The 14,158-nt window shown below is 65.4% G+C and carries 12 protein-coding genes; 8 read left to right on the plus strand and 4 right to left on the minus strand.

What is annotated here, in order from left to right; all coding sequences use genetic code 11:
* Position 1: 1 nt before the first annotated feature.
* The gene (locus IEW18_RS20975; protein ID WP_188559849.1) at positions 2-1,096 is read right to left on the minus strand and encodes a PAS domain-containing sensor histidine kinase; all 1,095 of its coding nucleotides are present in this window, start codon (positions 1,094-1,096) and stop codon (positions 2-4) included.
* Positions 1,097-1,700: 604 nt separating this feature from the next.
* Between IEW18_RS20975 and IEW18_RS20980 the strand changes: the two genes are divergently transcribed.
* Both IEW18_RS20980 and IEW18_RS20985 read left to right on the plus strand, forming a co-directional pair.
* Positions 1,701-2,456, plus strand: a complete 756-nt coding sequence (locus IEW18_RS20980; RefSeq protein WP_188559850.1) for an SDR family NAD(P)-dependent oxidoreductase — start codon at positions 1,701-1,703, stop codon at positions 2,454-2,456.
* A gap of 28 nt (positions 2,457-2,484) precedes the next feature.
* Entirely contained in the window at positions 2,485-3,498 is a 1,014-nt protein-coding gene (locus tag IEW18_RS20985; RefSeq protein WP_188559851.1) for an SDR family NAD(P)-dependent oxidoreductase, read from the plus strand.
* Between the two features lie 129 nt (positions 3,499-3,627).
* Here IEW18_RS20985 and IEW18_RS20990 read toward each other — a convergent pair whose 3' ends face one another.
* On the minus strand, positions 3,628-4,203 hold the full coding sequence (locus IEW18_RS20990) for a Crp/Fnr family transcriptional regulator (RefSeq protein ID WP_188559852.1): 576 nt from the start codon (positions 4,201-4,203) through the stop codon (positions 3,628-3,630).
* A gap of 430 nt (positions 4,204-4,633) precedes the next feature.
* On the opposite strand from IEW18_RS20990, the gene IEW18_RS20995 reads away from it, so the two are divergent.
* On the plus strand, positions 4,634-5,536 hold the full coding sequence (locus IEW18_RS20995) for an SDR family NAD(P)-dependent oxidoreductase (protein ID WP_188559853.1): 903 nt from the start codon (positions 4,634-4,636) through the stop codon (positions 5,534-5,536).
* Here IEW18_RS20995 and IEW18_RS21000 read toward each other — a convergent pair.
* The gene (locus tag IEW18_RS21000; protein WP_188559854.1) at positions 5,458-6,453 is read right to left on the minus strand and encodes an alpha/beta fold hydrolase; all 996 of its coding nucleotides are present in this window, start codon (positions 6,451-6,453) and stop codon (positions 5,458-5,460) included. The two genes, IEW18_RS20995 and IEW18_RS21000, sit on opposite strands and share 79 nt — an antisense overlap.
* 133 nt (positions 6,454-6,586) lie before the next feature.
* Positions 6,587-7,468 carry a helix-turn-helix transcriptional regulator gene (locus tag IEW18_RS21005; RefSeq protein WP_229728894.1) on the minus strand — a complete coding sequence of 294 codons (882 nt, stop codon included), beginning with the start codon at positions 7,466-7,468 and terminating at the stop codon, positions 6,587-6,589.
* Between the two features lie 324 nt (positions 7,469-7,792).
* Between IEW18_RS21005 and IEW18_RS21010 the strand changes: the two genes are divergently transcribed.
* The 5 genes from IEW18_RS21010 to IEW18_RS21030 all read left to right on the plus strand — a co-directional run bounded on the left by IEW18_RS21010 (position 7,793) and on the right by IEW18_RS21030 (position 13,836).
* The gene (locus tag IEW18_RS21010; protein ID WP_188559856.1) at positions 7,793-7,981 is read left to right on the plus strand and encodes a hypothetical protein; all 189 of its coding nucleotides are present in this window, start codon (positions 7,793-7,795) and stop codon (positions 7,979-7,981) included.
* A complete protein-coding gene (locus IEW18_RS21015) occupies positions 7,960-8,835 on the plus strand; it encodes a UDP-2,3-diacylglucosamine diphosphatase (protein WP_229728895.1) in 876 nt (291 codons plus the stop codon). Before IEW18_RS21010 ends, IEW18_RS21015 begins: the two co-directional genes overlap by 22 nt.
* A gap of 27 nt (positions 8,836-8,862) precedes the next feature.
* Entirely contained in the window at positions 8,863-9,879 is a 1,017-nt protein-coding gene (locus IEW18_RS21020; protein ID WP_188559857.1) for a glycosyltransferase family protein, read from the plus strand.
* 183 nt (positions 9,880-10,062) lie between these two features.
* Positions 10,063-11,508, plus strand: a complete 1,446-nt coding sequence (locus IEW18_RS21025; RefSeq protein ID WP_188559858.1) for a GH1 family beta-glucosidase — start codon at positions 10,063-10,065, stop codon at positions 11,506-11,508.
* A 99-nt stretch (positions 11,509-11,607) separates the two neighbouring features.
* Entirely contained in the window at positions 11,608-13,836 is a 2,229-nt protein-coding gene (locus IEW18_RS21030; RefSeq protein WP_188559859.1) for a choice-of-anchor I family protein, read from the plus strand.
* The last annotated feature ends 322 nt before the right edge of the window (positions 13,837-14,158 follow it).

Consider the following 14,158-nt stretch of genomic DNA (forward strand, 5'->3'; position numbering starts at 1 on the left):
ATTAGGGGACGCTCACCGAGGCCGGCAGCGCAATGGTAAAAGCGCTGCCCGCGTCTTCAGTGCTCGTAAAGCGAATCGTGCCCTCGTGTAGTTCCACGATGGTCTGAATAATGGACATGCCCAGGCCGGTGGTTTTCTCGCCCCGCAGCCCCGGGCGCCGGGCCTTGGTGAACTTGTCAAACAGCAGGGGCTGCAGGGGCGCGGGGATGCCCACGCCGGTGTCGGCCACGCGCACCACGGCCCGGCCCGCGCGCTGCTCCAGGCTCAGGGTAATGCGGCCGCCGTCGGGGGTAAACTTGATGGCGTTGGAAATCAGGTTGTTGATGACCTGCTGAAACTTGTTGATGTCCACGCTCACGTACACGGGCTGGGCCGGAGCGTGGAACACGAAGTGCAGGTGGGTGTGGCGCTCGGAGCGCTGGTACTCCTCCATGATGGTGGCCAGCCAGCCGGTCAGGTCGGTGCGCTCCTTCTTGAGTACCACGTTTGCGGACTCTAAAAACTCGTTGTCGACAAAGTCCCGAATCAGGTTCACGCCCTCGGTGCAGGTGCGCTGCATGAGCTGCAGCAGCTGCTGCATGGTGTCGGTGGCGCGGCCCTGGGCCTCGTAGCGCAGCTCCTCGGTGAGCTGCTGCAAGAGCGCCAGCGGGGAGGCCAAATCGTGGGAGAGGATTTCGAGCGTGGCGTCCTTCTTGGTGTTGAATTTCTGGGCGTTGAGGCTGGTTTCCTTGGAGCGGGTGATGTCCAGGGCCGTGCCGCTCAGGTACAGCTGCCCGTCGCTGAGCTCTTCCCGGGCCGCCGACAGGCACAGCCACTGGGTGCGGCCGTCGGGCTGGCGTACGCGCACCTCCACGTCCTGCACCAGCTCCCCGCCCAGGGCGTGGTGCAGGCGCTGACGCAGGTGCAGCAAGTCATCGGGGTGGAGGCGGGCCAGCCAGCCGGGCAAGTCCTCATTGACGTTTTCCGGCGCCCCGCCCAGCACCTGTTCGTAGGCCTGGCTGACGTAGACCACGCGCTGCTCCGAGATGTGGTAGGCGAAATGCACGGCTTTGCCGCGGTCGAGCAAGGAGCGGAATAGCAGCGGGTAGTTAGTCATGCCGGGCGTAAGAATAGACGTAAAGTTACGCAGCTGCCCGCAGCTGTGCGTACTTATTTGCCCGCGGGTTGAGCCTGCCCTTGGGTTAGAACCCCCGCCACGAGTGTCTCGGCTGGCTTGCCGCGCCGGTTAGCCACGCCTAACAACTCGGCGCTGCTTTACGGGGAGGGGGCGCCCTGCTGCTGCTGGCTGGTGCGGTACCTCCGCAACGAATCCGGTAGAGCCTTCGATTGGGAGCCGAAGCAAATAAGGTAAGGGATACTGGCTAGTTCAGGCACAGGGTCATAATGGTCTGCTAGGCCGCCCCAGGAAAGCAGCAGGAAGCCTAGGGCTCGATTCTGGGCAAGCGTGCGGGGGTAATCCTGCCAGCGGGCCGGCATATGCTCATTCCCGATTGAGCGGCCGACGAATTTGGTGACAAATGTCCTCGCTTTGCCCCCGGCGCCCTCCCCAATTTTGCCTGGCCAAACGGCGTAGCCCAGGGCTTATTCGCCGGGGTGGCTACCAGCCTCACGCCTGCCTTTATCAAAACCAACGGACTTTCTGGCTGCCTCCCGGCCCAACGAACGGGCGGGAAAGCGCAGCCCCGCACCCCATTAAAAACATGAACAAGCTAACCAACAAGGTCGCCGTAGTGACGGGGGCCTCCAAGGGCATAGGCGCGGCCATTGCCACGTATTTCGCGGCCGAAGGCGCCAAGGTGGTCGTGAACTACGCCTCCAGCAAGGACGGAGCAGATCAGGTGGTCGGCGCCATCACCAGGGCCGGCGGCACGGCTATTTCGGTGCAAGGCGACGTGTCGAACGAGACGGATGTTGCCCGGCTGTTTGCCGAAGCCGGGGCGGCCTTCGGTACCGTGGACATTCTGGTTAATAACGCGGGCATTTATCACTACGCTCCACTTGAGGAAGTTACGCCAGATGCTTTCCACCAGCACTTCAACATCAATGTCTTGGGCTCCCTGCTCGCCATCCAGGCGGCGGTAAAGCAGTTTGGGCCGGCCGGCGGCAACGTCATCAACATCAGCTCCGAAGCGGGCCGCACCCCGCTGCCCACCGGGGCCGTGTACTCGGCTTCCAAAGCCGCGTTGGATGCCATGACCACTGCCTTGTCCAAGGAATTCAGCGGCCGCAACATCCGCATCAACTCTATTTTGCCGGGCGGCGTGGACACGGAAGGCTCGCGCACGCTCGGCTTTATCGGCAGCGAGGCGGAAACCCGCCTGGTGTCTACCACCCCCCTGGGGCGAACGGGGCAGCCCGCAGATATTGCCAAAGTAGCCGTCTTTCTGGCCTCGAATGATGCCGCCTGGATTACGGGGGAAAAGATAGCCGCTTCCGGTGGGCTATACGGTCTATAACCCAGCCCCACGCTACCCGCTACAACTCATGGAACAGACAAACGATAACGGGGCCTTACAAAAGCCCCTGGGTTCAGGCTTTTCGGCCACCTCCACGGCCCGCGAGGTCATGCAGGGAATCAGTTTAGCCGGCAAGGTGGCTATCGTCACGGGGGGCTACACGGGCCTGGGCCTGGAAACCACCAACGCCCTGGCCGCGGCGGGGGCCACCGTCGTGGTGCCCGCGCGAACCCTGGCCAAGGCCCGGGAAAATCTGGCTGGCGTTGCCAATGTGGAGCTGGCCGAAATGGACTTACTGAATCCCGATTCGGTGGACGCCTTTGCCGCCGCGTTCCTGGCTTCGGGCCGGCCCCTGCACCTGCTCATCCATAACGCTGGCATCATGTTCGTGCCGCTGCGCCGCAACAGCCGCGGCGTGGAGTCGCAATTAGCCACCAACTATCTAGCGCCTTTCCAGCTAACGGCCAGGGTATGGGAGGCGTTGAAAAAGGCGAAGGGGGCGAGGGTGATTAATGTGTCCTCGCTGGGGCACCAGTTTGCCCCCTTCGATTTTGACGACCCAAACTTCAACCACCGCGCCTACGAAACCCTGCTGGCCTACGGGCAATCCAAAACGGCGCTCAACCTGTTTTCGCTGGAACTAGACACGCGGGCCGAGCCGTGTGGCGTCAGCGCGTACGCGGTGCATCCCGGCAATATCTGGGGAACCGAACTGCTGCGCGAAGCTCCCCTGGCATTACTGCAGCAATTCGGCTTCTACGACGCTGAAGGACGGGAAGTGCCGGCCGTCATTGCCTCGCTAAAAACCATTCCGCAAGGCGCGGCTACTACCCTGTGGTGTGCAACGAGCCCCTTGCTCAACGGCATCGGCGGGGTGTACTGCGAAGATGCCGACATCGCCCCCTTAGCACGCGGAGCAGGATTTTCCGAGGGCGTCCAGTCCGCCGGCGTCCTGGCGGATTCCCTGAACCCGGACGCGGCCAAACGGTTGTGGCAGGTAAGCGAAGCGTGGACGGGCGTTTCCTTTACCCCGGCCTGTTGACCGTCCCGCTGCTATTGGGGTTGCCGCGCCAGGGGAAGGCCCCCCCGCTGCTGCCGCGTCCCGGTAGCCCAAGTCAGCGGGGGCGGGCAACTAACTCCGGCTACCCGCCCCCGGCGGTTTAAGCCTTCACTACGCACCCGGGTGCTTGCGGATGCGGCTGAGGGTTTCGCGGGACACGCCCAAATAAGAGGCTATCATGCGCAGGGGAATGCGTTGATAAAAGTCGGGGAAGGCCTGCACAAAGGCGTGGTAGCGCTCTTCGGCCGAGCGGCTGATGGCCGCGTACAGCCGGTTCACCTGGGCGTCGAGGTTGCGGCCGGCCAACTGGCTTTCCAGGGCGCTAAAGGCGGGGATTTCCTTTTTCAGCCGGTCGAAGCTTTCTTTCGACCACAGCAGCACCTGCGTGTCTTCCAGCGCGTCAATAGCCCCGACGGCGGGCAGCCCGGTGCGAAAGCTTTCGGCATCGGTAATCCACCAGTTCTCGATGGCAAAACGCAGGATGTGCTCCGTGGCTTCCTCGTCGGTGCGGTAAAGGCGCAGGCAGCCTTGAACAACAAAGGCCATGTGGGGGCATACGTCTCCGCTGCGCAGCAGATACTGGCGGCGCTTCAGCTGCTTGACCGTGGCCGTCGCTTCGAACTGCTCCAGCTCGGCTTCGGTAAATGGGGCTTTCGACGTCAGGTAGCTGCGAAGGGCTGGAACCATGGTAACACAGGTAAGGTAACGGAACTGACCATGCCCAGCCAGTAACCGGGGGCTGGTCGGGGGCCTGAAGCCAAGCAGGTTTACGCTGTTGAGCCAGGTAAACCGCCCCGCGGGAGGAGTGTTTGGGCACGGTTGTTTTTGGCGGCGCCAGTGCCGGGTCGCCCCAGTTACCGTTCGGGCCCAGCAGTGCTGCTGGCGGCTATGTACAACGAGTACGCCGGCCTGCTGCGAAAGGCAAGGCACCGGCTTAAGGAAGCGCGCCGGAGGTAGCCCGGAAGAGCCCCACGTTGCCTTGAATAACCAACGTGATTTTGCCCGCCCCCTTAGGGTGAGCCACCGGGCGCTTGCCCCGGGGCGGGCACTTATTTGGGCAGTAATGGGGCGGCCTCGGCTGGTCCTGTTCCTTTTTTCCAACTCATTTCCTTTTCTTATGAAACTACACGGTAAAGTAGCCGTCGTTACCGGGGGCAACAGCGGCATTGGCTTCGGCATTGCCGAAGCGTTTAAAAACGAAGGGGCAACCGGTACCATCACCGGCAGAAATCAGGAAACCCTCGACCGGGCCGTTCAGGAACTCAGACCCGGCTTTATCGGCATCCGGGGCGACGTAACCAGCGGGGCAGACCTGGAACACCTGTTCCAGGCCACGTTTGAGCGCTTCGGCAGCATTGACACGCTCGTGGTGAATGCCGGCGGGATTGTCGAAGGTAGTCCGATGGCCGCCATCGTGGATGTCACGGAAGAGCACTACGACCGGTACATGGACCTGAAGTTGAAGAGTTCCTACTTCACGGTGCAAAAAGCGCTGCCCTTTCTTAGCGAAGGGGCCTCCATCATTCTGATTGGGTCGAGCGCCGCCCACCGGGCCGCCCCGGGGATGACGATTTATGCGGCGGCAAAAGCGGCAGTTATATCCCTGGCCAAAGGACTATCACTCGATTTATTAGACCGAAAAATCAGAGTAAACACGCTCTCGCCCGGTTCTATCGATACCCCGGTGTTTGGTAAAATAGTGCCCCAGCAGCAGGTAGAGCAGGTAAAGCAGGGGTGGAAAGACTTGATTCCCCTGGGCCGGATGGGGCTGCCCGCCGAAATGGGAAAAACCGCTGGCTTCGCTAGGGCTAGGCGACGGGGTAGCGCCGCTTATCCTCTGGTCTTGCCCCGCCGCTATCCGCAGCGCTGCCTGGCTTACCCCCCCTCCGCCCCTCCCAACCCCAAAGTCCAGCCGGTTTCCCAGGGGACCTTACCGCCGGGCTACGCCGGCTGCCCGGGCTCGTGCAGAAAGGGCAGGACTTCCGCCAGCACGCCCTGCGGGTTTTCCTCGAACAGGTAGTGGCCGTTGTTGAGTAAGCCGACGACGCGGGCGTTGGTGGACATGGCCGGGACGCCCAGTTGCAGGGTTCCGTGGGCCACGTAGCTGGCGATGCCCAGCACGGGCAGCCTGAGCTGGGCGTATTCTTTGGCATCCTGGATGTCCTGCCCCAGGGCCTGGTACCAGGCGTTGGCCGCCCGGATGTTTTCGGGCTGGTTGTAGATGGCCGCGTACACGGCCCGGTCAAAGGCCGTCATTGTGCTTTCGTCCTTCATCACGTAGGCAAAGAGGTAGTCCAGCAACAACTCAAACCGGCCGGCCAGCAGCTTTTCGGGCAGGCCTTTGACTTGGTTGAAGGCCATCCACCAGATGTAGGGCTGGTTGCCGTCCATGCGGGGGCCGAAGGTGCCGGGCGCGGGCAGCATACTCATGTACATCATGCCCTCGCTGGGGTGGGTGCCGTCGAGCACAACGAGCTTTTCGGTTGCCTCGGGGTAGTTGTAGGCGAAGCTGCTGGCCACCATGCCCCCGATGTCGTGGCCCAGCAGCAGCACCTTGCCCAGGCCCAGCTGCTGCACCAGCTCATACACGTCGTGGGCCATGGTTTTTTTGTCGTAGCCCGTCGCGGGCTTGTCGGAGCTTCCCATGCCCCGGTAGTCCACCAGCAGCACCCGGTAGTGCCGGGCCAACGCCTGCGCGATGGGGTGGAAGGAGTACCAGGTCTGGGGCCAGCCGGGCAGACAAAGCAGGGCCTGACCGCTGCCGCCCGCCACGTAGTGCAGGCGAATGCCGTTTACGGTCGCGTAGTGGTTGCTGAAGCCGGGAAGCTGCTTGACCAGTTCTTCGTCGGTATAGGGGCCCAGCTGGGTAGGGGCAGCCGGCTGGCAGGAATGGGTGGGCTGCTGCGGGCTGGGGGAGGCGGAACTAAAGGTTTGCATGCGGGAAGGTGAGGGAAAGGAAGGCCGCGGAACTGCGGCTGCTTGCACTGTCCCAAAGGTCCCCCAGGCCGGATCGGTACCGCGTCCGATTCTTGCCCGATTTTGTCAGATTCTTGCGGAGTTGCCCCCGAAGCTACCCGCGCTGAAACGCCAGCGGACTTTGCCCCACGGCCCGCTTGAAGGCGGCCGAAAAGTGCGACGGCGAGGCAAAGCCCAGCGCGTCGCTGATGGCGGCCAGCGGCAGCTCCCCGGCGCGCAGCAGCTGCTGGGCCCGCCGGATTTTCCAGCTCAGCACGTACTGGTAGGGCGTCTGGCCCGTGGTCTGCTTGAAGCAGCGGGCAAAGTGGAACACGCTCAGATTCGCCAGTCCGGCCAGGGCTTCCAGCGTCACGGGCTGGTGCGTAGCGTCGTGCAGGTAGGCATCGATGCGGCTCAGGACCCCGGCCGGTAGGGGGCGGCCGGGGGCAATGCGGCGCTCGAAGGTGGCGTGAAACCCGATCAGGTGGTAGAAAAGCGTAGTCGCCAGCGACTCGGCGTAGAGCCGGCCCAGCGCGTGGTCGGCCCCGGCGGCGGCCAGCAGCTGCCGCCCCAGCTGCGTGAGCAACCCATCCTCGAACCGAAACCGGTCCCGCAGGGCAACGTGGCGCAGGTCCAGGCCCTGACGGGCGCGGTCTTCCAGCGCCTGAACATCCACCTGCAGCTGCACCACGTCCACCGGGCCATCCCAGCCCGAGGGGCCGTACTCGCCGGCGGGGTACAGGCCAACGTCGCCCGCCGCAAACAGCGCTTCTTCCGCCACGCTCCCACTCCGCCGGTGCGAGCGGACGGGCCGGGCGCCCTGGTGCAGAATGAGCAGGTGCTGGGCGTGAAAGTGCGCCGGCAGCTCCGTGGCTTCCAGCTGATACCGCTCTACCTGCAGGCCCGGCCAGGCCAGGCCCGCACTGGTTTGCAGCGCCGGCCGGTCGTAGCTCAGGTTGGGGTGGGAGTCGCGCATGACGGAAGAAAAGTACGCCATGAGAACCCAACCGTTCCCGGAAGGTTGAGTTCCTATGGCAGAAAAGCCCCGCCAACCAGCGCTCACGCCCCGGGCCGGGGAGCGGCCTGGGCTGGCGTTTAAGCCAGGACCCGGCTTTCTGCCCGCGCGCCGGGCAGGCTCAGCGCCGAAATGCCAAGGGGCGGGCCGGGCACCGGCAGTTAAGCGGGGTAAGCCTGCCGGCCCACTGTACCCTGCGCCGCACCGCGGCTTTGGGCGCCGTACGACAACAAAATCATAATGCCGGCTTCATCACAAAGTCATACGTGGGGAGGAAGTTTGCAGCGAAGCAACCGGTCTGCCGCTATGCATGCTCCTGTCCTGATTCCCCTGTTGCGCTACGCCGCCAGCTGGCTAGGCTACGCCCTGTTCCAGGTACTGCTCGTGGTGCTTTACGGCCTGCACCTGGCCAAGGCCTTCCGCTCGCCCTTCCGGGCCAATGACCTGCCCGCGGCGCCCCCTCAGCCCCGCTATTGGCCCCGGCCGACGCGATGAGCAAGGGGCCGAAGCGTCGCCGCGTGGAGGTAGTGGTCATTTCGGATGTGCACCTGGGCACCTACGGCTGCCACGCCGCCGAGCTGCTGCGCTACCTGCGCAGCGTCCGGCCCCGGGTGCTCGTGCTCAACGGCGACATTGTCGATATCTGGCAGTTCAGCAAAACCTACTGGCCGCCGGCCCACATGCGCCTGGTGCGCCACCTGGTGGGGCTGATGGCCAAGGGTACCCGCGTGCACTACCTTACCGGCAACCACGATGAGCTGCTGCGCCGCTTTGCCGGCACCCGGCTCGGGGCCCTGTCCGTGGCCAACAAGCTGGTGCTGGAGCTGCCCCACGGCGCCACCTGGCTGTTCCACGGCGACGTCTTCGACCTGACCATGCGCCACGCCCGCTGGCTGGCCCGGCTGGGCGCCCAGGGCTACGACGCCCTGATTCTGCTCAACCGCCTGGTTAACTTTCTGCTGGCCAAAGTGGGCCGCCCGCGGGTTGCCCTTTCCAAAGCCGTGAAAAACCGGGTCAAGGGGGCCGTCAGCCTGATCAGTGATTTCGAGCAGACGGCCGCCACCATTGCCGCCGACCAAGGCTACCGCTACGTGGCCTGCGGGCACATTCACCAACCGGCCCTGAAATCCATTCTCACCCCGCGCGGGGAAGTGGGCTACCTGAACTCCGGCGACTGGGTAGAAAACCTGACGGCCCTGGAGTACACGACGAGCCACGGCTGGCAGCTCTACCACTACGCTCTCGACCCCATCATGCAGCTGCCGCCAGCCCCCGAGCCCGAGGCACCCGAGGACTCGGCTGATGCGCTGCTGGCGGGGTTGCTGGCGGAGTTCAACCTCCCGCGCTAAGCCTTCCTGCCTTTCTTATCTTTCTGCATGCCCCGCATTCTCTACGCCATTCAAGGTACCGGCAACGGCCACCTCAGCCGCGCCCTGGATATCGTGCCGTTGCTGCAAGCGCGCGCCAGCCACCTCGACGTGCTGGTCAGCGGCCCGGCCGCCCAGGACCTACCTTTCCCCGTCCGCTACCGCTGCCACGGCATGGGCTTTATCTTCGGCAAGAAGGGCGGCATCGATTTTCTCAAAACCTTCTGGCAGCTGAACTCGGCGAGCTTTCTGCGCGAGATGCGCCAGCTGCCGGTGCAGGACTACGACCTGGTCCTCAGCGACTTTGAGCCCGTCTCGGCCTGGGCCTGCCGCCTGCGCCAGAAGCCCTGCGTGGCCCTGAGCCACCAGAGCGCCGTGCTGCACGCCGCCGCCCCCCAGCCCACCCGCGCCGACGTGGTCGGCAAATCCGTGTTGCGCCACTACGCGCCGGCCACGGTCAGCTACGGCTTCCACTTCGGGGCGTACGCCCCGGGCATCCACACGCCCGTCATCCGCCAGCAGGTGCGCCGGCTCACGCCCCACCCCGGGGACCATTACACGGTCTACCTGCCGGCCTTCGATGAGCCCACGCTGGTGCGCCGCCTGCGCTACCTGAGCCGCACCGTGCGCTGGGAGGTGTTTTCCCGCCACAGTTCCCGCGAAGCGGAATACGGCAACGTGCGGGTGCGCCCGGTAAGCGGCGCCGCCTTCACCGACAGCCTCGCCCGCAGCGCCGGCGTGCTCTGCGGGGCGGGGTTCGAAACCCCGGCCGAGGCGCTGTACCTGGGAAAAAAGCTGCTGGTCGTACCCATGAAAAACCAGTACGAGCAGGCCTGCAACGCCGCCGCCCTGGCCGCCCTGGGCGTGCCCGTGATCAAGAGCCTGGGCGACAAGCACCTGGCTACCTTGGACCAGTGGCTGCGCGAGGGCCGCCCGCTGCCGGTGCACTACCCCGATGAAACCGCCCTGATTCTGGACCGCGTCCTGCAGGAACAAGCTAGTCCGGCGCCGGCATTACTGGCGTAGCGAGGACGCCAAGCTTTCTGGTTTCGAAATGTCTATGCTCCTCGCCGGGCCAACAGGAAGCCTGGGCTAGGCTTTCGCGTTCAGCCTAGGCTTCTGGCGTGGCTGCTCAAGAGGAAGGCTTCACTCCGTTTACTTGAAGAATAAGGAGTGGCGTGCTGCTGCACCCGCTCCGTATAGCTGCTCATGTCCGCATTACCCGCTGCCTTTTTTCCGCCCACCACCCCTACCCCCTACTCCCGTACCGACTTTGGCCCTGATTTTCGCTGGGGCGTATCCACGGCGGCCTACCAGACGGAGGGCAGCTGGGCGGCCGATGGCAAGGGGCCCAGCATCTGGGACACCTTCGTGCGGGGGCGGCGCGCCATCAAGGGGCGCGAAACGGCGGACGTGGCCACCGACTTTTACCGGCGCTGGCCCGCCGACCTGGACCTGCTGCAGCAGCTGGGTATTCCCGATTTCCGGTTTTCGGCGGCCTGGGCGCGGGTGCTGCCGGCGGGTACGGGCGCTATCAATACCCCGGGGCTGGACTTCTACGACCGGCTGGTGGACGGCTGCCTGGCGCGGGGCATTACCCCCTGGCTGACAGTCTACCACTGGGACCTGCCCCAGGCCCTGCAGCAGCGCGGGGGCTGGACTAACCGCGACGTGGTAGGCTGGCTTTCGGACTACGCCCAGGTGCTGGCCCGCCGGCTCGGCGACCGGGTGCAGCACTGGCTGGTGCTCAACGAGCCCATGGTGTTTACCGGGGCGGGCCACCTGCTGGGCCTGCACGCGCCGGGACGCCGGGGCCTGGGCGCCTTTCTGGCCGCGACCCACCACGCGGCCCTGGCCCAGGCCGAGGGCGGGCGGGCCCTGCGCGCCACCCTGCCCGCTGCGGCCCGGATTGGCACCACCTTTTCCTGCTCCTACCTCACGCCCTGGCGGCCGGGCCTGCCCCGGGACGAGCGGGCCGTGCGCCGGGCCGACGCGGCCCTCAACCGCCTGTTTGTCGAGCCGGCCCTGGGGCTGGGCTACCCCCTGGCCGACCTGCCGCTGCTGAGCCGGCTAGGCCGCTACGTGCAGCCCGGCGACGAGCAGCGTCTGCCTTTTGCCTTTGACTTCTGGGGCGTGCAGAACTACACCCGCGAGGTGGTGCGCCACTCCCCCTACGTGCCCCTGCTCTGGGCCAGCCTGGTCGGTGCTGCCCGGCGCGGGGTGCCCTACACGCAGATGGGCTGGGAAGTATACCCGGAAAGCCTCTACCACCTGCTGCGGCAGTTCAGCCACTACCCCGGCGCCCCCCGCCTGCTGGTCACGGAAAACGGGGCGGCTTTTCCCGATGAGGTCCGGGGTGGACGAGTTGCCGACGCGGCCCGGCAGGCGTACCTGCAGGCCTGCATCGGGCAGGTGCTGCGCGCCCGGCGCGAAGGCGTGCCGGTGGAGGGCTACTTTGCCTGGTCCTTTACCGACAACTTCGAGTGGGCGGAGGGCTACGCGCCCCGCTTCGGGCTGGTGCACGTGGACTACGCCACCCAGCGGCGCACCGTCAAGGATTCGGGCTGGTGGTACCGGCAGTTTCTGGCGGGCGCCGACGTCACCGAGGGAATGGAAAGCCCCGGCTCCGCTGCGTGGTCCCCCCAGGAAAGGTAGGGGGCCAGCCGTCCGGGCGGTTTACAATTCTCTAACAGCTTGGTCACGCTGCGGTAATGTGCTGGGGGTAGCTTTAGCCCTCCTTCTAACCCCGCTTCTATGCACCTCAATCGGTACGCCGTACTGCCTGCCACTGCCCTGCTGCTGGGCCTGACTTCCCTGCGCGCCCAGGCCCAGACTACGCCTTCCATCAGCCGGCCCAGCGCCACCGTTACGGTGAGCGAAGGGGCCGGCAGCGTGAGCCTTTCCTTTACCCTCCAAAACCCCGGCGCCGCGGCCAGTACCGTGGAGGTTGCGCTGCAGGCCCTGGGCACGGCCACGGCCGGACAGGACTTTACCTACGCCGCTACCCAGACGCTGACGTTTCCGGCCGGTGCTGCGGGGCCGCAGACCCTGACCATTCCCCTTAGCGACGACGCCCTGGCCGAGCAGGCCGAGTACCTGGTGCTGCGCCTGCAGAACCCCACCAACGCCACCCTCCCGGCCGGGGCCACCGACGTGCTGGTCTACCTGCGCGACAACGATACCCCCGCCCCGCTGGCCGCGGGCAACCTGACGCTTACCTTGCTGCAGAGCTACCAGACGGCCCCTCCCTTCAGCGGCAATACCCAGGTAAACTCCGCTGAAATTGCGGCCTACGATGCAACGAGCAAGCGCCTGTACGTGGCCAACTCCCTGGGGGGCAGGCTCGACATCGTCAGCCTGGCTACGCCCACGGCCCTGACCCCGGTGGCCTCCATCGACCTCAAGCCCTACGGCAACATCAACTCCGTGGCCGCGCGCAACGGCGTGGTGGCCTGCGCCCTGGAAAACCCGAATCCACAGGCGGAGGGCAGCGTGGTATTTTTCGATCAGAACGGGGTGTTCCTCCAGCAGGTGACCGTGGGAGCCATGCCCGACATGATTACCTTCTCCCCGGACGGGCGCACCGTGCTGACGGCCAACGAGGGCGAGCCCCGGGCCGACTACAGCGTGGACCCGGAAGGCAGCATTTCGGTGGTGGACGTGAGCGGGGGCGTGGCGGGCCTTACCCAGGCCAGCGTCACGACGGTTGGCTTTACCGCCTACAACAGCCAGGCCGCCCAGCTGCGCGCCCAGGGCATCCGGGTGTACGGTGGCCGGGCCGGGGCCCCGGCCACCGTGGCCCAGGACCTGGAGCCCGAGTACATTGCCCTGAGTGCCGACTCCAAAACGGCCTACGTAACCCTGCAGGAAAACAATGCCCTGGCCGTGTTGGACCTGGCAACCAAGCAGATTACGGCCCTGCGCCCAGTGGGCTACAGCGACCTGCGCCAGCCCGGCCACGGCATCGACGCCTCCGACCAGACCACGGACGTGCTCATTGCGGGCTGGCCCGTGAAGGGCATGCGCCTGCCCGACGCCGTGGCCAGCTTTGAGGTGGGCGGGGTGCCCTACCTGATTACGGCCAACGAAGGCGACGCCCGCGACTACTCCGGCTTCAGCGAGCAGGTGCGCCTGGGCACTACCAGCACCAGTTCCCCCTACGTGCTCGACCCCACCGTTTTTCCGAATGCCGCCCTGCTCAAGAACGCCGCCGTGCTGGGCCGCCTCAACGTTACCAACCGCCTGGGCGACACCGACGGGGACGGGGACTTCGACGAGATTTATGCCTTTGGGGGCCGCTCGTTCAGCATTTACAACGCCACCACCGGGGCTGAAGTGCACGACAGCGGCAACCTGCTCGAGCGCCTGACGTCCACTTCCCCAACCTACGGGGACATCTTCAACGCCAGCAACAGCTTCGGGGAAACGCCCACGCGCAAAAACCGCTCGGACGACAAGGGGCCCGAGCCGGAGGGCGTCACAACGGGCCGCGTTGGCAGCAACCTCTACGCCTTCGTGTCCCTGGAGCGAGTCGGCGGGGTGGCCGTGTTTAACATGAACAACCCGGCCAGCCCGGTCCTGGAGCTGTACGCCAACAATCGCAGCCTTACGGCGGGCACCGGCGACCTGGGGCCCGAGGGCCTGATCTTCATTGCTGCCGCCGACAGTCCGACGGGCCAGCCCCTGCTGGTGCTGGCCAACGAAGTCAGCAGCACCCTGGCCGTATACGCCCTGCAGCCGGCCGTGCCCACCGCTACCCGCGGCCGCCGGCCCGCCGCCGAGCCCCTGTTTGCTTACCCCAACCCCAGCCGGGGCCAGAGCGTGCGCCTGAGTCGCCCCGTATCGGGCACCCTCACGGATCTGGCCGGGCGGCCCGTGCGCCAGCTTACGGCCACGGACCGTCTGCTTACCGGCGGGCTGAGCGCAGGCGTGTACCTGCTGCGCGCCTCGGATGGGGCAACCAGCAAAGTGGTACTGGAATAAGCCCCTGCGTGGTATGCCGGGCGTAGTGCCCAGGCCCGGCGGGGGTTCTGCCGCCGGGCAACAAAGTCGCCGGGCTGTTCAACTGCCGTGGGGTCGGCTCTAGGCCCTATTTGGAGGGGCAGCAGCTGTGCTGAAAGAAATGGTAAGCAAGCTCTCGGGCAGTAAACGGGGTGCTTTCGTACGGGGCTCGTGTTTTTCTTGCTAAGAGACAAGACGAGCCCCTACCCATTTGCTTCTTGTCCCAGCACGACACCCTGTGAGGTGGTCTAAGCAAGGTGGACAGAAGAAGGACGTATCTTACTTCTGTTATGGCAGCAAAACC

This window comes from Hymenobacter glacieicola (assembly GCF_014640315.1).
Classification (GTDB): Bacteria; Bacteroidota; Bacteroidia; order Cytophagales; family Hymenobacteraceae; genus Hymenobacter; species Hymenobacter glacieicola.